Genomic DNA, 26,164 nt, shown 5'->3' on the forward strand with positions numbered 1-26,164 from the left:
CCTCCTCCGCCTTCAAGGACAACTCAGCCGTAGACGAGCCGCAGCGCCCCGGCCGTCACCGACATGAGCGCCATCACCCCGAACAGCGCCACGGCCTTGGTCGACGCGCCCTGCTGGCGCATCGACCACGCCCCACCGATGAGTACGCCGCCGAGCGCGAAAAGAACGACAGTGAGTACGCCACTCACAGGACGCCTTTCGTGCTCGGCACCTGCCCGGCATTGCGCGGGTCGACCGCGACGGCCTCGCGCAGTGCCCGCGCCACGGCCTTGAACTGCGCCTCGACCACGTGGTGCGCGTCGGGCTGCGCACCCGGCCGCGACGCCCGCAGCACGCTCACGTGCAGGGTGATCTTCGCCGTGTGCCCGAAGGACTCCCAGATGTGCCGGGTGAGGCTCGTCGGGTACACCGGGCCGATGTAGGGGGCGATGTTCGTCGGCTCGTCGTGCACCACGTACGGGCGCCCCGACAGGTCGACACTCGCCTGCACCAGGACCTCGTCGAGCGGCACGATCGCGCTGCCGAACCGGGTGAGGCCGGTCTTGTCGCCGAGCGCGTCGGCGAAGGCGGTGCCGAGCGCGAGCGCGGTGTCCTCGACCGTGTGGTGCGCGTCGACCTCGAGGTCGCCGGTGGTGTGCACGCGCAGGTCGAACCCGCCGTGCTTGCCGAGCTGGGACAGCATGTGGTCGTAGAACCCGATGCCGGTCGCGATGTCCAGCGAGCCCGACCCGTCGAGGTCGACCCGCACGAGCACCTTGCTCTCGTGGGTGTTGCGTTCAACGCGCCCGACGCGTCCCATTTACAGAACCTCTCTGATCGCCCGCAGGAACGCGTCGGTCTCCTCCGGCGTGCCGGCGGTGACGCGCAACCACCCGGCCAACCCCACATCGCGCACGAGCACGCCGCGGTCGAGCAGCGCGTGCCACACCGCCGACTGGTCGTCGAAGCGTCCGAACAGCACGAAGTTGGCGTCGCTGTCGGCGACGGTCAGGCCGTCCTTCCGGAGCTCGTCGACGATCCGGTCCCGCTGCCGCTTGATGGCGTCCACTGTGGACAGCAGCGCCGGCGCCTGGCCGACCGCCGCCCGCGCGGCGGCCTGGGTGAGCGAGGACAGGTGGTACGGCAGCCGCACCAGCAGCACCGCGTCGACCACGGCCGGGTCGGCCGCGAGGTAGCCGACGCGGCCGCCGGCGAACGCGAACGCCTTGCTCATGGTGCGCGTGACGACGAGGCGCGGGTGCCCGGCGAGCGACCCGAGCGCGCTCGCTGTGCCCTCCCGGGCGAACTCGGCGTAGGCCTCGTCGACGATCACCATGCCGGGTGCCTCGTTCAGCACCGCCTCGATCACGTCGGGCTGCAGCGCGGTGCCGGTCGGGTTGTTCGGCGAGCAGAGGAACACGAGGTCGGGCCGGTGCTCGCGCACCTGCGCGACCGCCTCGCCGGGGCCGAGGTCGAAGTCCTTTCCGCGCCGGCCCGCGATCCACTCCGTACCGGTGCCCGCGCACAGCAGCGGGTGCATCGAGTAGCTCGGCGTGAAGCCCAGCGCCGTCCGGCCGGGCCCGCCGAACGCCTGCAGCAGCTGCTGCTGGATCTCGTTCGAACCGTTCGCCGCCCACACGTTGGCCGCGGTGAGACCGTGGCCGAGGTAGGCGGCGAGGTCCGCGCGCAGGGCCTGCGCGTCGCGGTCGGGGTAGCGGTTCAGGTCCCGGAGGACGCCCGTGAGCGCCTTCTCGATCGCCACCGCGACCGGTTCCGGCAGCGGGTAGGAGTTCTCGTTCGTGTTCAGCCGCACGGCGACGTCGAGCTGCGGCGCGCCGTACGGCGTGAGCCCCTTGAGCTCGTCCCGGATCGGCAGGCTCGTCGCTTCTGTGTGCGACTCCTCCACTGTTCCGGTCATCGGGGGAACCTCGCCGTCACGGCCTCGCCGTGCGCCGGCAGGTCCTCCGCGTTCGCCAGCGCCACGACGTGGCCGGCCACCTCGCGCAGCGCCGGCTCGTCGTACTCGATCAGCTGGACGCCGCGCAGGAACGTCTGCACCGACAGGCCGCTCTGGTGCCGGGCGCAGCCGCCGGTGGGCAGGACGTGGTTCGAGCCGGCGCAGTAGTCGCCGAGCGACACCGGCGACCAGGCGCCGACGAAGATCGCGCCGGCGTTGCGGACCCTCTCCGCGACGCTCCGGGCGTCTCTGGTCTGGATCTCCAGGTGTTCGGCGGCGTACGCGTCGACCACCGTGAGCCCCTGGGCGAGGTCGTCGACCAGCACGGCCGCCGACTGCGGACCGGTGAGCGCGGTGGTGACCCGCTCGCTGTGCTTGGTACTGCCGATCCGCGATGCCAGCTGCAGGTCGACCTGATCGGCGAGGGTCACCGAGGGCGTGACCAGCACGCTGGCCGCCATCGGGTCGTGCTCGGCCTGGCTGATCAGGTCGGCGGCGACGTGCACCGGGTCGGCGGTGTCGTCGGCGAGGATCGCGATCTCGGTGGGCCCGGCCTCCGCGTCGATGCCGACCTCACCACGCAGTAGCCGCTTCGCGGCCGTGACCCACACGTTGCCGGGACCGGTGATCAGGTCGACCGGCTCGCACTCGCCGGGGATGCCGTACCCGAGCATCGCGATGGACTGGCCGCCGCCCACCGCGTACACCTCGGTGACCCCGAGGAGCGAGCAGGCGGCCATCACCGCCGGGTGCGGAAGGCCGGTCTCGCGCTGCGGCGGGCTGGCGACCGCGATCCCCTCGACGCCGGCGGTCTGCGCCGGCACCACGTTCATGACCACGCTGGACGGGTACGCGGCGAGCCCGCCGGGCACGTACAGCCCGACCCGCCGCACCGGGATCCACCGCTGCGTGACGGTGCCGCCGGGCACCAGGGTCGTGGTGACCTCGGTGCGCCGCTGGTCGGCGTGCACCGTGCGGGCCCGCCCGATCGACTCCAGCAGCGCCGCCCGCACGTCGGCGTCGAGGGCGTCGGCGGCCCGCCCGAGTGCCTCGACCGGCACCCGCAGCCGCGCCAGCTCGACCCCGTCGAACTTCCGGGTGGCGGCGCGCACCGCGTCGGCCCCATGCTCGCGCACCGACTCGACGATCGGCCGCATCGCCTCGGTGGCGGCGGTGACGTCGATGGCGGCTCGGGGCAGGAGACGGCGCGGGTCGGTCGTGGAACCGCGCAGGTCGATCCGGGTCAACACCCGGACAAGTCTAGGTCGTGCCCGGTGCGACCCGATCGCGCCCGTTCCCGTGTCCGACGGATGGACACGCTCCCACGGACCGGTGGGCCGGGGCGGCCGCGTCCGGCACGGCGACCGGGTTACCGGGCAGGTGGGGCCGGTGCGGGTTAGTCTTTGGCCGTGACCGCGCGGCTGCCACTGTTCCCGCTCGGCACGGTGCTGTTCCCCGGGCTCGTCCTGCCGCTGCACATCTTCGAGCCGCGCTACCGCACGCTCGTCCGCGATCTCATGAACCTGCCCGCCGACCAGTCGCGCGAGTTCGGCGTGGTGGCGATCAAGGGTGGCTGGGAGGTGCCGGCGAATGCCGGCGGCCTCACCGCTGGCGGCTCCCTCACCCTGTACGAGGTGGGCTGCACGGCCGAGATCCGGCAGGTCACCGAGCATCCCGACGGCCGGTTCGACCTGGTGACCGTGGGCCGGCGGCGGTTCCGTACCCGGGAACTGGTCGACGGGTCCGCGCCTTACCTCGTCGGCGACGTCGACCTGCTGGGCGAGCCGACCGGCGACGAACTGCTGGCCGAGCGCCTGGCGACCACGGTGCTCGACCTGTTCCAGAAGTACCTGACGCTGATGCGCCAGCAGCGGCCGGAGGTCGGCGAGCAGCTACCCGACCGGCCGGGCGTGCTGTCCTACCTGGTGGCGGCGAGCGCGGCGCTGTCGCTGGAGGACCGGCAGCGCCTGCTGGCCTCCGACGACACGGTGCGCCGGCTGCGGGCCGAGCGCACGCTGCTGCGCCGCGAGGTCACGCTGCTCAGCCGGCTGCGGGCGGTGCCGGCGCCGCTCGGTGAGCTGACGTCTCCGGCCAGCCCTAACTGACCTTCCCCGGCGCGTCGCCTCCCGGCTGCGCGGCGGCCGGCTGACCCTGGAGCGGTTCGCCTCCGGGCTGCGTGGGCGGGCCGCCCGGTGGTCCCTGCTCGGGGTACTGCGGGCCCGGACCCTGCTGCGGATACGGCGGCGCGCCCGGACCCTGCTGCGGGTACGGCGGCGCGCCCGGGCCCGGGTACGGCGGCCCGTCCGGGCCGGGGTACGGCGGCATGAAGTGCACCGGCGCGCGCTCGGGCCGCAGGCTCGCCGTCGGGTAGAAGCCGGCGAGGAACGTGTAGATGGCGACCGCGATCATCGCCTGCACCAGCACCGCGCCCTGGATCTTGAACCCGGCCAGGTCGATGATCGCCGAGTACACCTTGACCGGGATCTCGAACCGGGTGCCGACCGGCGCGTCCGTCAGCAGCCGGCGGTACTCCGCGAGGCCGATCCGCTGGCCGAGCCAGGCCATCAGCGTGGCGCCGGCCACCGAGCCGATCGCGAGCCCGGTGAGCATGATCGGACCCCGCCGCCGGCGCAGCAGCAGCCACACCGCCACCGCGGAGACGATGCCGAGGCCGGCGGTCATGAGCAGGTAGACGCTCTCGCCGGCGACGTACCCCTCCGGGTTCGGTTGGGTGTACACCGCGCCGTTGGCCGACATCTCCAGCACCGTGCGCGGGCTGATCGCCTCCCAGACGTACGCGAGGCCGGCGCCGAGCCCGGTCAGCACCACGGCGACCACGAGCGCGGCGAGGATCTCGATCAGCCAGTCGCGCGGCGTGGTGCGGACGGCCGGCTCGTCGACCACCGGCACCCAGTCGGGCGGCGGGGCGGCGTACCCGGGCTCGCCGTTACCGACCGCGCCCGGCCCGATCGCCCAGATCGGCTGGTCGGCCGGTGGCGCGGGCTTCGACAGGTCGACCGGCTGCGCGCCCGTCGCTGGCGCCGACGCCGGCTCGGGCACGGCGGGGGCCGCCGGCGTCTCCGGATGCTCGTGCGGCTCGGATGGTGGCGAACTCACCTTGTGATCCTGCCACGCGACTCCAAGGGCCGGCTGCTGGTCCTGGGGCGGCGGGTGCAAACAGCAGGGTCAGCTCGCCAGGGACCCCGGGCCCAGGAGTGCCTTCAGGTCGCCCATCAGCGCCGGCGTGGCGTTGACCCGCAGCGGACCCAGCCGCAGCAGCGTGCTCCGGCTGCCGTTGACCAGCTTGAGGTGCACCTCGGCCGAGCCGGGATGGCTGGCCAGCACCTCCTTGAGCCGCTCGACCAGCGGCGGCGTGCACCGCGACGGCGGCAGCGCCAGGACCACCGGCTTGTGGTCGTCGGGCGCGCTGATGTCGGGGATCGACAGGTCCATCGCCATCAGCCGGGGCTGGTCGTCACGCCGGTCCACCCGGCCTTTGACCACGACGATCGCGTCCTCCGCGATGTACTGGCCGACGAGTTCGTACGTGTTCGGGAAGAACAGGGCCTCGACGGCACCGGTGAGGTCCTCCAGCGACGCCGACGCCCACGCCTTGCCCTGCTTGGTGATCCGCCGCTGCACGCCGGAGAGGATGCCGGCGAGCGTGATGACCGAGCCGTCGCTCACCTCTTCGGCGAGGCGGCCGATCTGCATGTCGGCGGCCTTGTTCAGCACGTGCTCCAGCCCGAACAGCGGGTGGTCGCTGACGTAGAGGCCGAGCATCTCCCGCTCGAATGCCAGCAGGTCGGCCTTGTCCCACTCGCTCGTCGGGATCGGTGGCGTGACCACGAGGCCCGGGTCGCTGGACGAGTCGCCGTCGTCGAACATCGAGCCGAAGAGGTCGAACTGGCCCACGGCCTCGTTCTTCTTGACCCCGATGAACGCGTCGATCGCGTCGGCGTGCACGGCGAGCAGGCCCTTGCGGGTGTGCCCCATCGAGTCGAACGCGCCGGCCTTGATCAGCGATTCGATGCTCTTCTTGTTGCAGGCGACCTGGTCGACCTTGCGCAGGTAGTCGTAGAAGTCGGTGTAGTCGCCCTTCTCCTTGCGGCACCGCATGATCGCCTCGACCACGTTGACGCCGACGTTGCGCACCGCGCCCAGGCCGAACCGGATGTCCTTGCCGACCGCGGTGAACCGCAGCGACGACGCGTTGACGTCGGGCGGCAGCACCTTGATGCCCATGCGCCGGCACTCGGCCAGGTACACGGCCGACTTGTCCTTGTCGTCGCCGACGCTGGTGAGCAGCGCCGCCATGTACTCGGGCGCGTAGTTGGCCTTCAGGTACGCGGTCCAGTAGGAGACCAGTCCGTACCCGGCGGTGTGCGCCTTGTTGAACGCGTAGTCGGAGAACGGGACGAGGATGTCCCACAGCGTCTTGATCGACTCAGCGGAGTAGCCGTTGGCCTTCATGCCCTCGGAGAAGGGCTTGTACTCCTTGTCGAGGATCTCCTTCTTCTTCTTGCCCATCGCACGGCGGAGCAGGTCGGCGGCGCCGAGCGTGTAGCCGGCCAGCTTCTGCGCGATCGCCATGACCTGTTCCTGGTACACGATCAGGCCGTAGGTGTCGCCGAGGATCTCCGACAGCGGCTCGGCCAGCTCCGGGTGGATCGGCACGACCGGCTTGCGGTTGTTCTTGCGGTCGGCGTACTCGTTGTGGGCGTTGGCGCCCATCGGGCCGGGCCGGTACAGCGCGAGGACGGCGGAGATGTCCTCGAAGTTGTCGGGGACCATCGAGCGCAGCAGCGAGCGCATCGGGCCGCCGTCGAGCTGGAACACGCCCAGGGTGTCGCCGCGGGCCAGCAGCTCGTACGCCGCCTTGTTGTCGAGCTTGAGCTCCTCCAGAACGAGTTCCTCGCCCCGGTTCTCCTTGATGGAGATGAGGCAGTCGTCCATGACGGTGAGGTTGCGCAGCCCCAGGAAGTCCATCTTCAGCAGGCCGATGGACTCGCACGCGCCCATGTCCCACTGGGTGATGATCGCGCCGTCCTGCTCGCGCTTGTGGATCGGCAGGACGTCGACGAGCGGGTCACGGCTGAGGATCACGCCGGCCGCGTGCACACCCCACTGCCGCTTGAGCCCTTCCAGGCCCTTCGCGGTGTCGACGATCTTCGCGACCTCGGCGTCGGACTCGTACAGCTGCCGGAACTCGACCGCCTCCGGGTACCGCTTGTGGCTCGGGTCGAAGATGCCGGTGAGCGGGATGTCCTTGCCCATCACCGGCGGCGGCATGGCCTTGGTGATTCGGTCGCCCATCGCGAACGGGTACCCGAGCACGCGCGCGGCGTCCTTGATGGCCGCCTTCGCCTTGATCGTGCCGTACGTGATGATCTGCGCGACCCGCGCCTCGCCGTACCGCTCGGTGGCGTACCGGATCATGTCGCCGCGCCGACGCTCGTCGAAGTCCATGTCGATGTCGGGCATCGAGATGCGGTCGGGGTTGAGGAACCGCTCGAACAGCAGGCCGTGCGGGATCGGGTCGAGCTCGGTGATGCCGAGCGCGTAGGCGATCAACGCGCCGGCGGCCGACCCACGGCCCGGGCCGACCCGGATGCCCTCCTTCTTCGCGTGCGCGACGAGGTCGGCGGTGACCAGGAAGTAGCCGGGGAAGCCCATCTTGCAGATGACGTCGAGCTCGTACTCGGCCTGCTTCGCGTGGCCCTCCGGCACGCCGCCGGGGAACCTCTTCTCCATGCCGCGGCGCACCTCGGCGCGCAGGAAGCTCTCCTCGGTCTCCCCCTCGGGCACCGGGAACTGCGGCATGAGGTTCCGTGACGCGAACACCGACTTGTAGTCGCCGATCTTCTCGGCGATCTCGAGCGTGTTGTCACAGGCGCCGGGCACCTCGGCGTCCCAGAGCTTGCGCATCTGCTCGGCCGACTTCAGGTAGAAGTCGCGCGCGTCGAACTTGAACCGCTTCGGGTCGGCCAGCGTCGACCCGGACTGCACGCACAGCAGCACCTCGTGCGCGTCGTGGTCGGCCTCGAACGTGTAGTGCAGGTCGTTCGTGGCGACCGGCTTGAGGTTCAACCGCTTGCCGAGGCGGATGAGGTCCTGCCGGATGCGGGTCTCGATGTCGAGCCCGTGGTCCATCAGCTCGAGGTAGAAGTTGTCGGCGCCGAAGATGTCCCGGAATTCGGCGGCCGACTCGCACGCCTTCTCGAAGTTGCCGATGCGCAGCCACGTCTGCACCTCGCCCGACGGGCAGCCCGTGGTGGCAATGATGCCCTTGCCGTACTGGTTCAGCAGTTCGCGGTCGGCCCGGGGCTTGTAGAAGAAGCCCTCCAGGCTCGCGCGGCTGCCGAGCCGGAACAGGTTGTGCAGGCCGTCGGCGTCGGCGGCGAGCATCGTCATGTGGGTGTAGGCACCGGACCCGGAGACGTCGTTCTCGCCGCCGTCGGCCCAGCGCACCCGCGTACGGTCGCCGCGGTGCGTGCCGGGTGTGAGGTACGCCTCGGTGCCGATGATCGGCTTCACCCCGGCGGCGGTCGCCTGCTGGTAGAAGTCGTAGGCCCCGTAGATGTTGCCGTGGTCGGTCATCGCCAGAGCGGGCATACCCAGGCGGCTGGTCTCCTGGAAGAGCTGCTTGAGCCGGGCCGCGCCGTCGAGCATCGAGTACTCGGTGTGCACGTGGAGATGCACGAACGAGTCACTCATCCTGGTCCCCCAATCAGCCCGCCGAGAGACCCGGGGCACCCCACCCGAGCCGGCACTCACGAGAGCCTAGTCCGTCCGGACACGAGTTCGACCGGTGCGACACGTCGCACCACACCGCGGGACAAGGCTGGCACGCTTCATGACTCGTCGTGCCAAAACCCTTACGCGCGGCGCGCACGCGCCGATGTATCCGACACCTACCACCCCCGGGAGGATTGATGAGCGAGGCACCAGCGGTGTACCACCCGTCGCCGTTTCCCTCGGCAGAGCACCACGGCGCGCGGCACCGGGCCGGCGGTTGGAGCGGCATGTCCGCCGTGGTGTGGATCGTCCTCGGTGTCGCGATCGTCGCACTCGCCGCGGTCGGCGTGCTGTTCGCACTCTAGGGCTGTGACCACAGACGTTGCCCGGGCACTCCGCGCCTGTCCCGACGCCGGCGGGTGGGAGGTTATCAACATCAAAATCGCCTGTTGATGTTGATAACCTCCCACCCACCCACGATCATCGATGTACGGGGTGGCAAGGCTCCCGATGTTCACGACAAAACAGGCATACGGACAATCCGAGGCCCGGAAACAGCTCTTCTAGCGGGCGTACGGGTCCATCATGACCGCGGCGGCCCGCAGCCAGGCCGCCCTCGTGGCGGGCTGGAGGTCGGAGAGCTCGATCAGCGACCCGCTCTCCAGCGCCGGGTCGTACGGCACCACCACCACGGCGCGCGTGCGGGCCGTGAAGTGCGCCGCGAGGTCCTCGATCAGCGGCGTCGGGTTCGGCGACGGGCACGACAGCAGCGTGACCGCGTTCGAGACCATGTCCTCCATGCCGGCCTCGTCGAGCAGGTCGAGCATCCAGTCGGCGGTGAACGCCGCGTCCTCGCGCGGCACCGTGGTGACCACGAGCTGGTCGGCCGCCTGCAGCACGGTCTGCCAGTTCGGGCTCTCGACGTTGTTGCCGGTGTCGACACAGATCACGTCGTGGGTGCGGCGCAGCAGGTCGAGCACCCGCTTGACCGTGTACGGGTCGAGCCGCTGCGCGAACCGCGGGTTCTCCTCGCCGGCGAGCACGTCGTAGGTGCCGTCGGACGCGTGACGCAGGTAGTCGTCGAGCCTGGTGTGCAGGTCGTACCCGGACGCGCCTTCCACGTCCACCAGGTCTCTGACCAGGTGACGGATGGTGCGCGCGTGACGCGCGGACCCGGCCCGGAGCCCGAGCGTTCCGCGCAGCTCGTTGTCGTCCCAGGCCAGCACGCCCTTGCCGCGGACGCTGCCGACCGACGCCGCCGTGAGCACGGTGGCCGTGGTCTTGTGTACGCCGCCCTTGGGGTTGGCGAACGCGAGCACGTGCGGTGACGCGAGCTCGCGCCGCAGCGTCTCGACGTACTGCTCGGTGGGCTCGGACGCCGGCTGTTCCCACTCCTGGTACTGGTACTGGTCGTAGCCGTTGGCTGGCTGCTCGTAGCCGTTGGCGGGCTGGTCGTAGCCGTTGGCCTGCTGGTAGCCGGCGTACTCGTCGTAGCCCTGCTGCTGGGGGACCTGGGCGTAGCCGTTGGCGCGCGGGTACTCCTCGTACGCCTCCTGTTGCTGCTGCGGAGGGTAGTCGCCGTAGCCGCGGCCGCCGTACTCGCCGTAACCGGGCTCGCCGCGGTACTCCTGCTCGCGGTAGCCCTCGTCGGCATAACGCGTGGTCCTGGCCTGAGCCAATCGCTCCTCCGAGAAGCGGCCGTCGTAGTCGTCGTCGTCGGGGCCACCGCGGCCCAGCAGGGCGCGGTCGAGCAACGACCGCCAGCGGGGGTTGTCCTCAGCGGGACGCCCCCAGTTGGTGTCGGTGCGCTCCACGGACAAAGCTCCCCATTTCTACGCCCGGCTCGTGGCCGGTCTCCCGTCGCCCCACCGGGCGACAAAATCAACTGCGTACTCCACCGCGTCCGCTACAGGCTACGGATCCAACGCTGATCAGACCACTGGCGAAGACGAAGAATTGTGCGACTTCCCGCCGGGGCCCAACTACTCAACGTCGCGATGACGTTCCGGGGTTACGCCTCGAGCGCCGCCAACGCGGCGGCCAGGTCATCCGGGTACGGGCTCTCGAACTCGACGTACCGACCGGTGCCGGGGTGCACGAACCCGAGCCGGACGGCGTGCAGCCACTGCCGCTGCAGCCCGAGCCGCGCCGCGAGCGTCGGATCTGCACCGTACGTGAGATCCCCCACGCAGGGGTGCCGTAACGCCGCGAAATGTACCCGGATCTGGTGGGTTCGTCCCGTTTCCAGTCGCACATCGACCAGCGTCGCCGCGGGGAACGCCTCGATCGTGTCGTAGTGGGTGATGCTCGGCCGGCCGCCGGCCACCACCGCGAACTTGTAGTCGTGGCTGGGATGCCGGTCGATCGGCGCGTCGATGGTGCCGCGTGACGGGTCCGGATGCCCCTGCACCACGGCGTGGTACCGCTTGTCGACCTCGCGTTCCTTGAACGCCCGCTTCAACGCGCTGTACGCCCGCTCGCTCTTGGCCACCACCATGATCCCGGTGGTCCCGACGTCGAGACGGTGCACCACGCCCTGCCTTTCGGCCGCCCCGCTGGTCGACACCCGGTGGCCCAGTGCCGCGACGCCGCCGATCACGGTCTGGCCGGTCCACCCGGGGCTCGGGTGCGCGGCGACCCCGACCGGTTTGTCGACCACCACGATGTCGTCGTCGCTGTACACGACCGACAGCCCGGTGACGTTCTCGGGCACGATCTCCGGTGGGGCGGGCGGCGCCGGCAGCGCGACCTCCAGCCAGGACCCGGCCTTCAGCCGGTCGGACTTGGCCTTCACCGTGCCGTCGACCTCGACGTCACCGGCGTCGATCAGGTCGGCGGCGCCGGTGCGGGAGAGCCCGAACATGCGGGCGATCGCCTGGTCGAGGCGCATGCCGTCGAGGCCGTCGGGCACCGGCATCGACCGTCGGTCGCGGCTCATGCGGTGCCGGCCTCTTCTCCGGACCGGGACGCGCCGCCGCCGGCGGCCGTCTCCTCTGCCGGCTTCCGCTCTGCCGGCTTCTGCTCGGCCGCCTTCTCCTCGGCCGCTTTCTGTTCCGCGGCCTTCTGTTCGGCGCGGCTCGGCAGCCGGGTGCCGTCGCGCTGCCGTCCGGTGAGCTCCAGCAGGATGATGAACGCGACCCCGATGGTGAGCGCCGAGTCGGCGCCGTTGAACACGGGGAAGCCGCGGCCCCGCTCGTCGAGGAGGCTGACCATGTCGACGACGTGCCCCATGAACGGACCGGGTGAGCGGAACAGCCGGTCGCCCAGGTTGCCGATCACCCCGCCGAGCACCAGCCCGAGCGCGACCGCCCACGGCGTCGACCGGACGTTGCGGATCACGAACCCGAGCACGACGAGCACGACCAGCGCCACGATCGGGAACACCCAGGTGACGCCGGTGCCCATGCTGAACGCCGCGCCGCTGTTGCGCACGTGCATGAGGTAGACCAGTCCGCCGAGCACCTTCACGGGTTCCCGGTCGTCGAGGTACACGACGGTGAGGTGCTTCGTGATCTGGTCGATCGCCGTGACGGCGAGGGCGATGCCGAGAAAAAGAGCGAGGACGCGGCGCCGGTCGATCGTTGAACCCTGCGCCACGCCCACCCACTCCAGGTCTTGGGGAACCCGCCCCGCTAGCGGCGCTCCTCCAGCTGCTTGCAACTCACGCAGAGCGTAGCCGACGGGAATGCGGCGAGCCGCTCCACGGGGATGGCGTTGCCGCACCGCTCGCACCAGCCGTAGCTGCCCTCGTCGAGACGCTCGAGGGCCCGCTCCACCTGGTTGATGCGCTCCAGGATGTTGTTGGCCAGCGAGATCTCCTGCTCACGCTCGAAGGTCTTGGTGCCGGTGTCGGCCTGGTCGTCGCCGGCCGAGTCGGTGAGCCGGTCACGCTGCAGTTCGGCGATGTCGGCCACCGTCTGGTCGTACTCGGTGCGCAGTTCGGTGTGCCGCTCCTGCAGGGCGCTGCGGATCTCCTGGGTGTCGGCCTCGCTGCGGGTGCCCCGCTTCGCGGCGGTGGCGGTGCGGCCGGCGTTGCCGGCGGACTTGGCCGCGGTGGCCTTCGTCGCCTTGGTCGGCTTGGATTGTGCTGTCTGGGCCATCGTCGCTCCCTCGACCGCGGCGGCCGCGGTGGTCGAAACTGCGTTGGGTGGGTTCGCCCCGTCGGCCCGTTCGGTGCCGTCGGGGGTCGTCGTCCGGCCGGAGCCGGTGGTCGCGGTCCGGCGGGGGGCGCCGGGTCCGTCGCTTGTGTCGGGGGGACGGGCTGAGCCTGTTTTCTTCGTACCCGCCGCCGTACGGGCGGCCGTCTTCGATGCCGTCTTCGGTGCGGTCTTGCTTGCCGCTCTGGCCGGAGCCGGGGCGGAGGTCGTGGTGGGCGCCTTGGCGGGCGATTTGGCGGGCGCCGTCGCGGCCGACTTCGCCGCGCTCTTCGTGGCGGTCGTCGTGGCGGTCTCCGCCGCGGTCTTCGGAGCGGTCTTCGCTGGCGCCTTCACCGCAGTCTTCGCTGGCGCCTTCGCCGCAGCCTTCGCGGGCGCCGGAGCCTTCGCGGGCGCCTTCGCCGCGGTCTTGGCCGGCGCCTTCGCCGCAGCCTTCGCGGGGGCCACCGACTTGGCAGGGGCCTTCGCCACCGACTTGGCGGGGGCCTTCGCCGCAGCGTTCGCGGGGGCCTTCGCCACCGACTTGGCCGGAGCCTTCGTCGCGGCCTTCGCGGGGGCCTTCGCCACCGACTTGGCAGGGGCCTTCGCCGCCGTCTTGCCGGGCGCCTTCGCGGGCGTCGCCTTGCCCGCGCGCGCGGAGGACGACCGGCGCGAGGAGGCGTCGACCTGGGCTGCGCGCCCGGTTGCCTTTCGCGTCGCGGATGACCGTTCGGCCATGCGTCCCCCAGATAAAAGACGGGCGCGCGGTGCTGGCACCGCGCACTCCAGTGGGTGGCAAGAATACGGAATGTACCGGCGCCCGCCAACCATGCCACACCAGTTAGCTCAAAACGGACCTTTCTTTCTGGCTCGGCCGTCCCGCCCTATCAGGTCCGGCTCGTTTGCCGGGTGTCATTACCCGCCGCACACCGGTCCAACACGTCGGGTTGCGCACTTTCCTGATCTCAGGCGTGGGCCGCGGACTCGTCGCCGTGCTCGGAGAACCACCGCGCCAGCCGGCCGCGGCGGCTGACCGCGCGCAGCCGGCGTTCGGTGGCGTCGCGTACCCGGTCGGCGGCGACGATCAGCAGGCTGTCGTGGGTACGCAGCCGCGTCGTCGAGGTCGGTACGAACGCCGCGCCGTCGCGGGTCACCAGCATGATGGCCGCGCCCTCCGGGAGGCGCAGCTCGTCGATGTGCACGCCGGCGAGCTTCGACCCGGGCGGGATGTCGAGCTGGAGGAGGTCGGCCCGCATGCGTTCCAGGGGTGCCGCGTCGAGCTCGAGCTCGGTGGTCTCGTCGGGGGCGAGCACGCCCAGCCAGCGGGCGGCCGGCGGCAGCGACCAGCCCTGCGCCAGCGTGTAGACCACGACCAGCACGAACACGACGTTGAACAGCGTGGACGCACCGGATAGGCCGGCCGAGAGCGGGATCGTCGCGAGCACGATCGGCACGGCGCCGCGCAGCCCGGCCCAGGAGAGGAAGACCTGCTCGTTGAGCGGGTACCGGAACGGCCCCACCGACGCCGCCACCGACAGCGGCCGCGCCACGACCAGCAGCACCAACCCGATCACCAGGGCCTGCAGCACGGCCGGACCCAGGTCGGCCGGCTCGACCAGCAGGCCGAGCAGCACGAACAGCCCGATCTGGGCCAGCCACGCCAACCCGTCGGCGAAGCCGAGCACCGCCCGGCGGTGCGGCAGGTGCGAGTTGCCCAGGACGACCCCGCACACGTAGACGGCGAGGAATCCGGACGCGTGCGCGGCCAGTCCCACCGAATAGGCCAGCACGGTGAGACCGACGGTCGCGAGCGGGTACAGCCCGGCCGCCGGCAGCGCGGCGTTGCGCAGCAGCCACGCGCCGCTGAACCCGACCGCCACCCCGATCAGGCCGCCCGCGCCCAGTTCGTAGCCGGCGAGCAGCAGGTGCTCCCACCAGGGGTGGTCGCCGCCCTCCGACGTCTCGGTGACCGACAGTGCCAGCACGAGCAGCACCACGGGCGCGTCGTTGATACCGGACTCGGCCTCGAGCAGCGCCGAGAGCCGGGGCTTGATCCGCAACCGGCGCAGTGTGGCGAACACCGCCGCCGCGTCGGTCGACGAGAGCACCGCCCCATACAGAAAGGCCAGCCGCCAGTCCAGTCCCAGCAGGAAGTGCGCGACCACCGCGACCACCGCGGCGCTGACCGCGACCCCGACGGTCGACAGCACCACCGCCGGACCGAGCACCGGGCGCAGCTCGCTCCACCGGGCGGTCAGGCCGCCCTCGGCGATGATCACGACGAGCGCGCACAGCCCGAGCGTGCGGGTGAGGTCGGCATCGGTGAACTGGATGCCCAGGCCGATCGGGCCCAGCGCCATGCCGAGCACCAGGTAGACGAGCAGGCTGGGAAGGCCGAGCCGGCTCGCCAGCCGCACCGCGGCGACGGCGATGAGCAGCACCGTCGCGGCGATCAGGAGCGCGACGTTGATCGAATCGTTCATCGCGCGCCCTTACGGCGGCGTGTCGCGCAGGCGCGCCACCCGGTCGGCGAGATCGGGGGGTGCGTCGGTCACGGCGATGATCTTATCGCGGCTGGCCGCCCCGGACCGCAGGGACAGGTCCGCGCGTCGCAGGCCCAGCGCGTCGGCCAGGGCCGCGATCGCGGCGTCGGTCGCCCGGCCGTCGACCGGCGGCGCGTGGACGGCGACGACCAGCGCCGCCCCGTGCGGCCCCTCGTACCGACCGCCGACCCGCGCGCGCGACGAGCCGGGCTTGACCCGGATGGGCACCAGCGATCCTGAACCGTTGCCGCTCAAGACCGCGGGACCCTCCTACCTGCGAACGCGCGCCAACAGGGTGCTGTCGGGCTCGCACAGACCGCACGGTGTGAAGCCCAGTTCCACCGCCTCGCTCACCGGGAGCGACTCGTGCTCGCGGCCGAGAAGGTGGACGCAACCGGGCAGATGGTAGCGGGGACGGCCGTCGACCACCAGGACATCGGCGTCGAGCTGCGCGACGCGGGCCTGCTCGGCCGGCGACACCCGCTGGGCCGGCGGCTCGTCGGACGGGTCCTCGTCGAACTCGTCGTCGTCCTCGTCGTCGTACTGGTCGTCGTAGTTGTCGCCGTACTGCTCGCTGTACTGGTCGTACTGGTTCTGGTTCTGGTAACCGCCGCCGTAGCGCTCGCCCGACGACTGTGCGGGCACCCCGCCGCCGCGCCGGCCCACGTCGAGCATCGTGGTCTCGCGGACGTCGCCGTAGCCCTCGTCGTACTCGTCCGCGCGGTCGTCGCGGCCGCCCCGGTCTGCGCGGTCTCCCCGGTCTACCCGGTCGCCTCGGTCGCCGACCCCGGCGGCGACGGTCTGGCGGGGGCGGCGGCGCTGGGTGGTGCGCGCGGCCTCCTCCTCGGCCTCGATCGCCGCCGCGACGGCGGCCCGGCCGCTGCGGCGGGATCCGACCACCAGCGCGAGCGCCGCGACGAGGCTGGTCAGGATCGAGGCGACGAGGTAGGTGTTGGACCCCTCGAGCAGGCCGTAGCCCAGCAGGACCACCGCCCCCACGATCAGCACCAGGCTTACGACTGTCACGGTTAACCCTCCGGCCCACAACTTGCTGCGCTGTCGCGGGTAAAACGAGTCAGGTCCGGCGACGGTTCCTGCAGATCTTGGAAATCTGAACAGCAGATTCGATGTACAGGTTTCCAAGATCTCGGGACAGGCACAAGACGCGCCGCTCCCCGTTCGGGAAGCGGCGCGTCGCCGTTCGTGCTACCGCGGGCTAGCGGCCGCTGTCGCGCCCGCTGTACGAGCCGGCCAGGCTCGCTGCGGCAAGGCCACCGCTGTTGGTGGCCCGGGTCGAGGTCTCCGACCGCTGGAGCTCGGCCTCGAGGCCCTGGCCACGGCCCTCCAGGTCGCGCAGCTGGCTCTCGAGGTACGCCTTGAGCCGCGTGCGGTACTCGCGCTCGAACTGCTTGAGCTCCTCGATGTGCTTCTGCAGCGCGGTGCGCTTGGCGTCGAGGCCGCTGATGGCGTCGGTGTGGCGCTGGCGCGCGTCACGCTCGAGGGCGTCGGCCTTGGCCCGCGCGTCGCGGGTGACCTCCTCGGCCTTCGACCGGGCGTCGGCCAGCAGCTTGTCGGCCTCGCGGCGCGCGTCGTTGACGTGGTCGTCGGCCGTGCGCTGCGCCATCATGAGGACCCGCAGCGCCTGCTGCTCGCCCTCACCCGCGGTCATGGCACCGCCGGACGGGCCCTGCGACCGCAGCTGCTCGATCTCGGCCTGCATGCCCCGCGCGGCCTGCTCCGCCTGCGTCTTCTCGCGCTGGACCCGGTCGAGCTGCGACTTGACCTCGGCCAGCTCGGAGGCGAGCCGTGGGTCGGCACCGGGGCCGGCCGGACGGCCGCCGCCGCCCCGCTCGAGCTGAGCGCGCAGCTCGTTGTTCTCCTCGATCAGACGGGCGAGCTCGCGCTCGACCTCGTCAAGGAAGGCGTCGACCTCCTCCTCGTCGTACCCCCGTTTGCCGATCGGGGGTTTCTTGAACGCGACGTTGTGGACGTCGGCCGGGGTCAGCGGCATCGATACTCCTCGGGTCGGTCTCGACCACGTGGCCAATCACGCTCCGGCGACAACCGAAGTGATCAGGGGCCTTACCACGAAGTCCATCAGCACGAACAGGATAACCAGCAGCACAAGGGAGCTCAGGTCGAGGCTCACCGTACCAAGCCGGAGCGGCGGGATCACCCGCCTCAACGCTTTCAGAGGCGGATCAGTGACGCTCCACACCACTTCCATGGCGGCCGCGGCGCCCCGGCCGGGCTGCCAGCGCCGGCCGAACGTGAGCACGTAGCCCATGATGAACCGGGCGATCAGCGTCAGGAAGAAGACGTAGAGCACCAGGTACAGCACCTGAAGGGCGATCGATAGCACTGGCCTCGCTCAACTCTGGTTGAAGAACCCGCCTTCCGCTATCCGCGCCTTGTCTTCGGCCGTGACCTGGACGTTCGCGGGTGAAAGCAGGAACACACGATTTGTGACGCGCTCGATCGTACCCCGCAGGCCGAATGCCAGACCGGCCGCGAAGTCGACCAAACGCTTCGCATCCGCCTCGTCCATCTCGGTGAGGTTCATGATCACCGGGACGCCGTCACGGAAGTGCTCACCGATCGTACGCGCCTCGTTGTACGTCGTGGGGTGAAGCGTGGTGATCTGGTACCGGCCCCGGTCCTCCTCCTCGACCACATTCACCCGTTCGGCTACCGCGGCTCGAGGCGCGAGGGCGAGGCTGTCCCGGGTCGGATAGCTCGATGTGGTCGACGGACGGGTGATCGACCGGACGGTCTGCCGCTCCGGCCGCACCGCCTCGCTCCGGTCGGGTGCCCGGTCGGCCACCAGCCGGTCCGACCCCAGCCGGTCGGCGGACCCCAGCCGGTCCGAACCCAGCCGGTCGGAACCCAGGCGGTCCGAGCCGAGCCGGTCCGAGCCGAGCCGGTCCGAGCCGAGCCGGTCCGAGCCGAGCCGGTCCGAACCCAGTCGGTCCGAGCTGTGCCGGTCCGAGCCCAACCGGTCGGAGGAGAGCCGGTCGGATCCCAGCCGGTCGGAGCTGTGCCGGTCGGAACCCAGCCGGTCCGAACCCAGGGAGCTGTGCCGGTCGGAGCCGTGACGGGCGCGGGGTGCCACCACCGGCGCCTCGTCGACGTCGTCCTCGTCCGCGTAGTCGTCGCCGTAACCGCGGTAGGAGCGGTCGTCGTAGCCCCGGTCGTCGTCGTCCTCGACGAGCCCGAGCCACACCCCCGCCTTGCGCAGCGCACCCATCGGCGCCCCTCCGTCCGCCATGCGACACCTCCCCCGTGACGTGCCGCCCCTGTCGCACGCGGTTCAAAGCCTGAACTTCATGCGTGGGTACCGCCGGCCGGCACGAACCAACGGCAGGTAAACAACACCGCTGTAATTCGGGTACCCTGCGTCAGGCTACCGCAGGTGGTAAACGATTCCCGAGGATTGCGCCACCGAGGCGGACGTGTGTCGCGCCGGCATTTACGGCTTGTTCGAGATCGGCGCTCATTCCGGCGGAAACCACTGTCGCGTCCGGGTGGTCGGCGCGAATCCATTCGGCGACCTCTCCGAGTTTCGCGAATGCCTCGGCGGGCTCCCACCGCACCGGCGCCACCGCCATCACGCCGCGCAGGCGCAGCGCCGGGGAACCGGCGATCTCGTCGACCACCGCGCGCACCTCGCGCTCGGGGTCGGCCGCGCCCTCGATCGCACCGCCGCGGGCCGCGTCACCGTCGATGCTCACCTGTACGAGCACGTCGAGCGGCCGTTCGCGGTGCCGGTCGGCCGCACCGGCGAGGGCGCGCGCCAGGGGCACCGAGTCGACGGAGTGCACCATGTCGGCGTACGTCACCACCGACCGGCACTTGTTGCGCTGCAACTGGCCCACGAAGTGCCACCGCACCTCGACGCCGGCGTCCGCCGTGGCCGCGGCCTTCGCAGCTGCCTCCTGGTCGCGGTTCTCACCGATGTCGGTGACGCCGAGAGCGGCCAACGCGAGCACGTCGGCCACCGGGTACGTCTTGGTGACCGCGATGATCGTCACCTCAGACGCCGAACGGCCGGCAGCGGCACACGCCGCGGCCAGCCGTTCACGCTGCTCGCTCAGATTGAGCGCGAGTTGCTCCTGTCGGCTGCTCACGCGCCGTTCTTCAGAAAGTCGGGGACGTCCACGTCGTCGAACAGTACGCTGCGCCGCGGCGGCGGGGTGGTGCTGGGCGTGCTCGCGGGCGGCGGGGCGCTCGGCGCGGCCGGCTCGATCACCGGAGCGGAACGCGTCACCTTGCGGACCTCGGCCGGCTTGTAGGCCGGCGAGCCACCGTCGAACCCGGCCGCGATCACCGTGACGCGCACCTCGTCGCCGAGCGCGTCGTCGATCACCGCGCCGAAGATGATGTTCGCGTCGGGGTGCGCCGCGTCGGTGACCAGCTGCGCCGCGTCGTTGATCTCGAACAGCCCCAGGTCGGACCCGCCCGCGATCGACAGCAGCACGCCGCGCGCGCCGTCCATGCTCTGCTCCAGCAGCGGGCTGGAGATCGCCGATTCGGCGGCCTCGACCGCGCGGTTGTCGCCGCGCGCGCTGCCGATGCCCATGAGCGCGCTGCCGGCACCGCTCATGACGCTCTTCACGTCGGCGAAGTCGAGGTTGATCAGGCCCGGCGTCGTGATGAGGTCGGTGATGCCCTGCACACCGGAGAGCAGCACCTGGTCGGCCTGGCGGAACGCGTCCATCATGCTGATGCCGCGGTCGCCGAGGGCGAGCAGCCGGTCGTTCGGGATCACGATGAGCGTGTCGCACTGGTTGCGCAGCTCGTCTATTCCCGACTCGGCCTGCACCTGACGCCGCTTGCCCTCGAACGAGAACGGCCGGGTGACCACGCCGATCGTCAGCGCGCCGAGCTTGCGGGCGATGTTGGCCACCACGGGCGCGCCACCGGTACCGGTGCCGCCACCCTCGCCACACGTCACGAAGACCATGTCGGCGCCCTTGAGCACCTCCTCGATCTCGTCGCGGTGGTCCTCGGCGGCGTTCTTGCCGACATCGGGGTTCGCACCGGCGCCGAGGCCACGGGTGAGCTCGCGACCGACATCGAGCTTGACGTCGGCGTCGCTCATCAGCAGCGCCTGCGCATCGGTATTGATGGCGATGAACTCAACGCCCTTCAGGCCGACCTCGATCATCCGGTTCACGGCGTTGACCCCGCCGCCACCGATGCCGACGACCTTGATGACCGCGAGATAGTTGTGCGGATGCGTCATCGGGCGTTGCCTTCCCTTCGCAGATGGCGGCCACCCGCCCAGGTTCACGGGCGGCCGTTTTATGCAGGCAGATCGAGGGTTCCGGCAAACCCTCAACCTTTAGTTGAGGATGAGAGTTATGTCAACCAATGCTTGCGAGAAAGGTAGGCGGATACGGCGCGTGATCCAAGAACCGCTCTCGGCGTGTCGGCCAGGAAGGTTGCTTTCCGACCCCCCGCGCCGATCGCGCTAAAACACACGAACCCATAATGCACCAAAAAGGAAATAACCGTCGAACTTCGCCCCAAATCCCATACGCCCCCGCACGGTCCCTCCCCCCACCCTGACCCCTTGCCCACAGCCCCGCCCGCCCCCGCCTCGCCCCGCCCCCGCCTCACCCCCGCCTCGCCCCCGCCTCGCCGATCTTGCAGTCGTGGCCGCCCCTTTAAAGCCATAAAGAGCGATTAGTCAGGGGCCACAACTGCAAGATCGGCGCCAAGAGAGCGGGCGCGCGCCGGGGAGCGGGGGCGGGGGCGGGAGCGGGGTGCGCGGGGGCGGGAGCGGGGTGCGCGGAGGCAGGGCGGGCGAGCGCGGGGATGGCGGTGCGGGGTGGGCAGGCGTGGGGTGCGCGGGGCGGGTACGGGCCCGAGGCGCGCGTGGGGGTGCACGGGCCGAGCCGGGCGTGGGGTGCACGGCCCGAGCCGGCATGGGATGCACGGCCCGAGGCGCGCCGGGCGGGCGCGGGCCGAGCCGGGCATGGGATGCACGGCCCGAGGCGGCCCCAGAGCGTTCGCGGCCCGAGGCGGTCCCCAGGCGGAGCGGACCCGCGTCCGAGACAGGGTCAGCGGATGGTCACCAGCGAAGGGGCGCTCACGTCGATCGTGCGGCCGGGTCGGGTGATCAGGACCAGCGCCACCCGCACCTTCTCCGTGTTCTCCGTGGCGTCGCCCCACACGATGGTGCGTCCGTCGGTCAGCTCCAGGCGGATGCGGGCCGGCGCGTCAGCCGCCAGGACCGCCATCGGAGCCAGCAGCTCCGGCGGGAGGGCGCGCAGCACGGTCAGGGCGGCGCGGGTGGTCGGGTCGTCCCGGGACGGTGCGGGGATCCGTAGGAGTGCCAGCCCCGCGGGGCGGGACTCCGCCCGCGTGTAGACCACCCCGGACGCGTCGATCAGCCACAGGCCCGGCTCGGCGGCCGACTGCTCCACCACGGCCGCCGGCGTGCGCTCGGTCACCGCGATGACCACGGTGCCGGGCAGCTTGCGGCTCACCGACACGCGGCCGACCGGGGGCAGGGCCGCGACCCGGCGGTGCACCGCACCCACGTCCACCCGGGCCAGCGAACGGCCGACCCGCACAGCGGCGGCGGCGCGCACGTCGTCCGGTGACACCAGCGACGCTCCGGTGACCTCCACGCGGTCCACCGCCACCGCCGGGGTGAACCAGACGACGGCCGCGCCGATGCCGACCACGACGACCACGACGGCGGCCGTGAGCAGCGGCGCCGCGCGGCGGAGCCGGTTGCGACGGGCGCGCGCGCTGAAGCGGCGCACGGAGTCGGGCACGGCGTCGCGCCGCGCCCGCACCAGCCGCCACCGCGCGTCAGCCATCGGACCCGACCGCCCGCACCAGCCGCCACCGCGCGTCAGCCATCGGACCCGACCGCCCGCGGCCCGGTCACCGGGGCCTCAGCCGCCCGAAGGCGCGCCCGACAGCGCGCCCAGGATCTCGTCGCCCATCAGCGAGATCGGCGGCGCGCCCATCGTGACGACGACGTCGCCGGGCCGGACCCGCCGGGCGACCTCGCCCGGGACGTCCTCCCACGACGGGACGAACACCTTGCGGTCGTCGGGCAGCGACACCGCCGCGGTGAGAGCGACCCCGCCCTGGCCCGGCTCGCGCACCTCGCCCGGGCCGAACACCTCCATGATCACGGCCTGGTCGCCGATCGACAGGGCGGCGGCGATCTCGGCCTCGAAGTCGCGGGTGCGGTAGACGCGGTACGGCTGGAACACCACGATCAGCCGGCCGTCGCCGGCGACCTCGCGCAGCGTCTGCATCGCGGCGGTCATCGAGGTCGGGTGGTACGCGTACTCGTCGTAGACGCGCACTCCGGCCACGACGCCCTTCAGCTCGAACCGGCGCCGCACGCCCGGGAACGACGCCAGCGCCTCGATGATCACCGCGGGTGCGATGCCGAGCTTCAGCGCCACCAGCGCCGCCGCGGCCGAGTTCAGCCCGAGGTGCTTTCCCGGCGACGGAAGGCTGATCTCGCCGATCGGCTCCCCGTCGAGGGACGCCCGGTACCGCACGCCGGCCGCCGACGATACGACGTCGGTCATGCGCAGATGAGCATCCGCGGACGTCCCGTAGGTGTAGACGGTTCCCGGCGCGCGCGCCGCGAAGCTGCGGGCACCCGGGTCGTCGGCGCAGGTCACCACGAAGCCGGCCGGGTCGACGCGGCCGGCGAACTCGACGAACGCGTCCTCGAGCCCGGCCAGGTCGCCGTAGGTGTTCAGGTGGTCGGCGTCGATGTTGGTGACGACGCCGACGTGCGGGCGGTACAGCAGGAACGACCGGTCGCTCTCGTCGGCCTCGGCCACGAACAGGTCGCCGCCGCCGTGGTGACCGTTGGAGCCGGCCTCGGAGATCTCGCCGCCGATCACGAACGACGGGTCGAGCCCGGCGTGCTGGAGGATCACCGTGATCATCGACGTGGTGGTCGTCTTGCCGTGCGTGCCGGCCACGGCGATCGACCGCCGCTTGTTCATCGCCGCGGCGAGCGCCTCGGACCGGTGCAGCACCCGCAGCCCCCGGGCCCGCGCTTCGACCAACTCGATGTGATCGGCGGGGATCGCGGTGGAGTAGACCACCGTGTCGACCCCGTCGAGATTGGAGGAAGCGTGGCTCATGAAGATCGTGCCGCCGAGCGCCCGCAGACCGGCGAGCGTCGGCCACTCCCGCAGCTCGCTGCCCGACGTGGGGATGCCCCGGGTGAGCAGCAGCCGGGCGAGCCCGGCCATGCCGACCCCGCCGGTGCCGATCAGGTGGACCCGGCCGAGATCCTCGGCTGTCAGGTCCGAGTCAACGGGCTGCACCGACGACCTCCAGGAGATAGTTCCGCAGCTGTTCGTCGCCGTCGCGGCGGCCGTAGCCGGCGGCCGCGTGGCTCATCTGGGCGATCCGGTGCGGGTCGCGGACGAGCGGCAGCACGGTCGACTCGATGTACGCGGGGGTCAGGTCGGCGTCCTCGCACAACAGGCCGCCGCCGGCCTCGACCACGGGAAGCGCGTTGCGCCGCTGCTCGCCATTGCCCCACGGCAACGGAACGTACACCGCCGGCATGCCGATCGCGGCGGTCTCGGCGCAGGTCATCGCGCCGCCGCGGCAGATGGCGAGGTCGCCGGCCGCGTACCCGAGCTCCATCTCCTTGAGGAACTTCACCGCCACGTACGGCGCGGCGAGGTCGGTGGGGACGGTGATGTCGTCGTTGCGCGCGCCGACGATGTGCAGCACCTGCACCCCCGACGAGGTGATCGCCTTCGCCGCGCCGAGCACCGCCTGGTTGATCGAGCGGGCGCCCTGCGAGGCGCCGAACACGAACAACGTCGGCAGATCCGGGTGAAGTCCGAAATGTGCGCGTGCCCGGGCCCGAAGCCCCGGACGGTCGATCGTCGACAGCGACCGCCGCAGCGGCACCCCGACGACCCGCTTGCCCGCCACCCGCGGCTCCTGCGCGAGCTGGTGCGGGAACCCGAGCGCCACGTGGTCGGTCACCTTGAGCCCGAGCCGGTTCGCGACCCCGACCGGCACGTCCTTCTCGTGGATGAGCAATGGCGTCTTCCGCCGCCACGCCGCGAGGTACGCCGGCACCGCCACGTACCCGCCGAACCCGACCACCGCGTCGGCGGCCACCTCGTCGAGGATCTTCCGGGTGGCCCGCGTCGACGACACCATCCGGTCGGGCGTGCGCACCAGGTTCCAGTTGACGCTGCGTGGCAGCTGGAACGCCGGCACCATGCGCAGCTCGTACCCGGCGGCCGGGATCAGCTCCTTCTCCAGGCCGCGCGGCGTGCCGATGCACGTGATGCGCAGCGCCGGGTCGTGCCGGCGCAGGCAGTCGGCAAAGGCCAGCAACGGATAGATATGGCCACCCGTTCCGCCTCCGGCCAGAACGACGGAGCGCAGTTGACTCACGAAGACTTCCTCCCCTTACGCGCCGCGGGCAGCGGCGGTAGCGGGGCCCAGAGTAGCCGTACCCATTTACGCGGCGGCCGGGCGTGCAGGGCCTTGGCCGCGTCGGGTTCGTTGCGGGCGAACGCGGTCAGAATGCCGGCCGCGGCCAGGCCCACGACCAGCGCGCTTCCGCCGTCGGAGATGAACGGCAGGGGCAGCCCGGTGATCGGCAGCAGCACGGTGACCCCGCCGATGTTGATCACCGCCTGGCTGATCAGCCACGTGGTGATCGCGGCGACCACGAGCCGCTGGAACGGGTCGTTGACGCGCCGCGCGATCCGCAGCCCCGTGTAGGCGAGCACCCCGAACAGGGCGAGCACGACCATGCACCCGACGACGCCCAGCTCCTCGGCGATCACCGCGAAGATGAAGTCGTTGTGACCGTTGGGCAGGTAGCCCCACTTGAGCCGGCCCTCGCCGAGCCCGACGCCGAACCAGCCGCCGTTGCCGAGCGCGTGCAGTCCCCGCACGGTCTGCAGGGCCTCGTTGCTCGAGTCGGTCGACCGCCCGTCGCCGAACAGGTAGTCGAGCCACACGGCCAGGCGTTCCATCCGGTACACGCTCTTGCCCGGCATGAGGACCAGCCCGATCACGCCGGCGAGGCCCACGCCGATCATCACGCCGAACACCCGCAGCCGCGCCCCGGCGGCCCACAGCACGCCGATGAACATCGTGAGCAGGCACAGCATGGTGCCGAGGTCGTGGTAGCCGACCAGCAGGAACAGCAGGCCCGACACCGGGAACAGCGGCACCGCGACCTCGCGCCACTCGGCGACCGCGGGACCCTTGCGGGCGAGGATGTCGGCCGCCCACAGCGCGTACGCGAGCTTCGCCAGCTCCGACGGCTGCAGCTGGATCGGTCCGAGGTACAGCCACAGCTGGTCGGCCTTGATCGGCCCGATGCTCGCCGCCCGCAGGTCCTCGCCCGGCGGCGTCTGCATCACCGACAGCACGCCGAGCAGGTCGACCAGCACGATCATGAGGATGCAGGCGATCAGCGCGACCCGGGCCACCCGCCGGTAGGTGCGGGTCGGCAGCCGCTGGCAGATCCAGAACGCCAGCAGGCCCACGACCGCCGACACGAGCTGCCGCTGCACCGAGGCGTACGGCGTGTTGCTGAGGCTGGTCGCGGAGAAGACCATCGTCAGCCCGATCAGCACCAGCAGCCCGACGGTCGCGAGCAGAAGGTAATAGGACGCGAGCGGTCGCGCCAACAGGCCGCGGAGCGCCGCCAGCGGTCCGCCGGCCGGGCTCAGATCGTGAGGGGACGGGCCGCCTCCGCCTGCCGTGCGACCCTGTGCCCTGAGTACGGGGTCGACGACGGGTGTCCCGGGAGAAGTACCTCGTTTCCCGGG

The 26,164-nt window shown here is 71.4% G+C and carries 24 protein-coding genes; 2 read left to right on the plus strand and 22 right to left on the minus strand.

What is annotated here, in order from left to right:
* Positions 1–23 precede the first annotated feature (23 nt).
* From Voc01_RS17700 to hisD, 4 genes are read right to left on the minus strand one after another with little or no spacing between them, the layout of a single operon-like run.
* Positions 24–188: a CG2302 family histidine operon protein gene (locus tag Voc01_RS17700; protein WP_203928541.1), complete on the minus strand. Its 165-nt coding sequence runs from the start codon at positions 186–188 to the stop codon at positions 24–26.
* A complete protein-coding gene (gene hisB, locus Voc01_RS17705) occupies positions 185–799 on the minus strand; it encodes an imidazoleglycerol-phosphate dehydratase HisB (protein ID WP_203928542.1) in 615 nt (204 codons plus the stop codon). The genes Voc01_RS17700 and hisB overlap by 4 nt, the downstream gene beginning before the upstream one ends.
* Positions 800–1,897, minus strand: coding sequence for a histidinol-phosphate transaminase (locus tag Voc01_RS17710; protein ID WP_203928543.1), 1,098 nt, complete (start codon positions 1,895–1,897; stop codon positions 800–802).
* Positions 1,894–3,186 carry a histidinol dehydrogenase gene (gene hisD, locus Voc01_RS17715; RefSeq protein ID WP_203928544.1) on the minus strand — a complete coding sequence of 431 codons (1,293 nt, stop codon included), beginning with the start codon at positions 3,184–3,186 and terminating at the stop codon, positions 1,894–1,896. The genes Voc01_RS17710 and hisD overlap by 4 nt, the downstream gene beginning before the upstream one ends.
* A gap of 159 nt (positions 3,187–3,345) precedes the next feature.
* Between hisD and Voc01_RS17720 the strand changes: the two genes are divergently transcribed.
* Positions 3,346–4,041 (plus strand): LON peptidase substrate-binding domain-containing protein, encoded by a 696-nt coding sequence (locus Voc01_RS17720; protein WP_203928545.1) that lies wholly within the window; start codon positions 3,346–3,348, stop codon positions 4,039–4,041.
* Here the strand turns inward: Voc01_RS17720 and Voc01_RS17725 are convergent.
* Together Voc01_RS17725 and dnaE are read right to left on the minus strand one after the other, a co-directional pair.
* Positions 4,034–5,053 carry a DUF2567 domain-containing protein gene (locus Voc01_RS17725; protein WP_203928546.1) on the minus strand — a complete coding sequence of 340 codons (1,020 nt, stop codon included), beginning with the start codon at positions 5,051–5,053 and terminating at the stop codon, positions 4,034–4,036. The two genes, Voc01_RS17720 and Voc01_RS17725, sit on opposite strands and share 8 nt — an antisense overlap.
* Positions 5,054–5,122: 69 nt before the next feature.
* Entirely contained in the window at positions 5,123–8,653 is a 3,531-nt protein-coding gene (gene dnaE / locus Voc01_RS17730; protein ID WP_203928547.1) for a DNA polymerase III subunit alpha, read from the minus strand.
* A 218-nt stretch (positions 8,654–8,871) separates the two neighbouring features.
* On the opposite strand from dnaE, the gene Voc01_RS17735 reads away from it, so the two are divergent.
* Positions 8,872–9,039, plus strand: coding sequence for a hypothetical protein (locus tag Voc01_RS17735; RefSeq protein WP_203928548.1), 168 nt, complete (start codon positions 8,872–8,874; stop codon positions 9,037–9,039).
* Positions 9,040–9,237: 198 nt separating this feature from the next.
* On the opposite strand, the gene Voc01_RS17740 is transcribed toward Voc01_RS17735, so the two are convergent.
* From Voc01_RS17740 to Voc01_RS17815, 16 genes are all read right to left on the minus strand, one after another.
* Positions 9,238–10,488 carry a MinD/ParA family ATP-binding protein gene (locus tag Voc01_RS17740; RefSeq protein WP_203928549.1) on the minus strand — a complete coding sequence of 417 codons (1,251 nt, stop codon included), beginning with the start codon at positions 10,486–10,488 and terminating at the stop codon, positions 9,238–9,240.
* A gap of 197 nt (positions 10,489–10,685) precedes the next feature.
* Positions 10,686–11,612, minus strand: coding sequence for an RluA family pseudouridine synthase (locus Voc01_RS17745; RefSeq protein WP_203928550.1), 927 nt, complete (start codon positions 11,610–11,612; stop codon positions 10,686–10,688).
* A complete protein-coding gene (lspA, locus tag Voc01_RS17750; protein WP_239160274.1) occupies positions 11,609–12,271 on the minus strand; it encodes a signal peptidase II in 663 nt (220 codons plus the stop codon). Before lspA ends, Voc01_RS17745 begins: the two co-directional genes overlap by 4 nt.
* A gap of 35 nt (positions 12,272–12,306) precedes the next feature.
* Entirely contained in the window at positions 12,307–12,774 is a 468-nt protein-coding gene (locus tag Voc01_RS17755; RefSeq protein WP_203928581.1) for a TraR/DksA family transcriptional regulator, read from the minus strand.
* A gap of 998 nt (positions 12,775–13,772) precedes the next feature.
* Positions 13,773–15,290, minus strand: a complete 1,518-nt coding sequence (locus Voc01_RS17760; protein WP_203928552.1) for a potassium/proton antiporter — start codon at positions 15,288–15,290, stop codon at positions 13,773–13,775.
* Positions 15,291–15,299: 9 nt separating this feature from the next.
* The gene (locus tag Voc01_RS17765) at positions 15,300–15,578 is read right to left on the minus strand and encodes a DUF167 domain-containing protein (protein WP_373873827.1); all 279 of its coding nucleotides are present in this window, start codon (positions 15,576–15,578) and stop codon (positions 15,300–15,302) included.
* Between the two features lie 42 nt (positions 15,579–15,620).
* Positions 15,621–16,376: a hypothetical protein gene (locus Voc01_RS17770; protein WP_203928554.1), complete on the minus strand. Its 756-nt coding sequence runs from the start codon at positions 16,374–16,376 to the stop codon at positions 15,621–15,623.
* 190 nt (positions 16,377–16,566) lie between these two features.
* The gene (locus tag Voc01_RS17775) at positions 16,567–17,361 is read right to left on the minus strand and encodes a DivIVA domain-containing protein (protein WP_203928555.1); all 795 of its coding nucleotides are present in this window, start codon (positions 17,359–17,361) and stop codon (positions 16,567–16,569) included.
* Between the two features lie 36 nt (positions 17,362–17,397).
* Positions 17,398–17,712, minus strand: a complete 315-nt coding sequence (locus Voc01_RS17780; RefSeq protein ID WP_203928556.1) for a YggT family protein — start codon at positions 17,710–17,712, stop codon at positions 17,398–17,400.
* 9 nt (positions 17,713–17,721) lie between these two features.
* Positions 17,722–18,597 carry a cell division protein SepF gene (locus tag Voc01_RS54100; RefSeq protein ID WP_203928582.1) on the minus strand — a complete coding sequence of 292 codons (876 nt, stop codon included), beginning with the start codon at positions 18,595–18,597 and terminating at the stop codon, positions 17,722–17,724.
* Positions 18,598–18,748: 151 nt separating this feature from the next.
* The gene (locus Voc01_RS17790; protein WP_203928557.1) at positions 18,749–19,477 is read right to left on the minus strand and encodes a YggS family pyridoxal phosphate-dependent enzyme; all 729 of its coding nucleotides are present in this window, start codon (positions 19,475–19,477) and stop codon (positions 18,749–18,751) included.
* On the minus strand, positions 19,474–20,595 hold the full coding sequence (ftsZ, locus tag Voc01_RS17795) for a cell division protein FtsZ (protein WP_203928558.1): 1,122 nt from the start codon (positions 20,593–20,595) through the stop codon (positions 19,474–19,476). The genes Voc01_RS17790 and ftsZ overlap by 4 nt, the downstream gene beginning before the upstream one ends.
* 820 nt (positions 20,596–21,415) lie before the next feature.
* Positions 21,416–22,183 (minus strand): cell division protein FtsQ/DivIB, encoded by a 768-nt coding sequence (locus Voc01_RS17800; protein ID WP_203928559.1) that lies wholly within the window; start codon positions 22,181–22,183, stop codon positions 21,416–21,418.
* A 78-nt stretch (positions 22,184–22,261) separates the two neighbouring features.
* Positions 22,262–23,689, minus strand: a complete 1,428-nt coding sequence (gene murC / locus Voc01_RS17805) for a UDP-N-acetylmuramate--L-alanine ligase (RefSeq protein WP_203928583.1) — start codon at positions 23,687–23,689, stop codon at positions 22,262–22,264.
* Positions 23,658–24,770 (minus strand): undecaprenyldiphospho-muramoylpentapeptide beta-N-acetylglucosaminyltransferase, encoded by a 1,113-nt coding sequence (gene murG / locus Voc01_RS17810; RefSeq protein ID WP_203928560.1) that lies wholly within the window; start codon positions 24,768–24,770, stop codon positions 23,658–23,660. The genes murC and murG overlap by 32 nt, the downstream gene beginning before the upstream one ends.
* A complete protein-coding gene (locus tag Voc01_RS17815; RefSeq protein ID WP_239160279.1) occupies positions 24,767–26,065 on the minus strand; it encodes an FtsW/RodA/SpoVE family cell cycle protein in 1,299 nt (432 codons plus the stop codon). The genes murG and Voc01_RS17815 overlap by 4 nt, the downstream gene beginning before the upstream one ends.
* Positions 26,066–26,164 lie beyond the last annotated feature (99 nt).

Origin of the sequence: Virgisporangium ochraceum, from assembly GCF_016863655.1 — a bacterium.
GTDB classification, from domain to species: Bacteria; Actinomycetota; Actinomycetes; order Mycobacteriales; family Micromonosporaceae; genus Virgisporangium; species Virgisporangium ochraceum.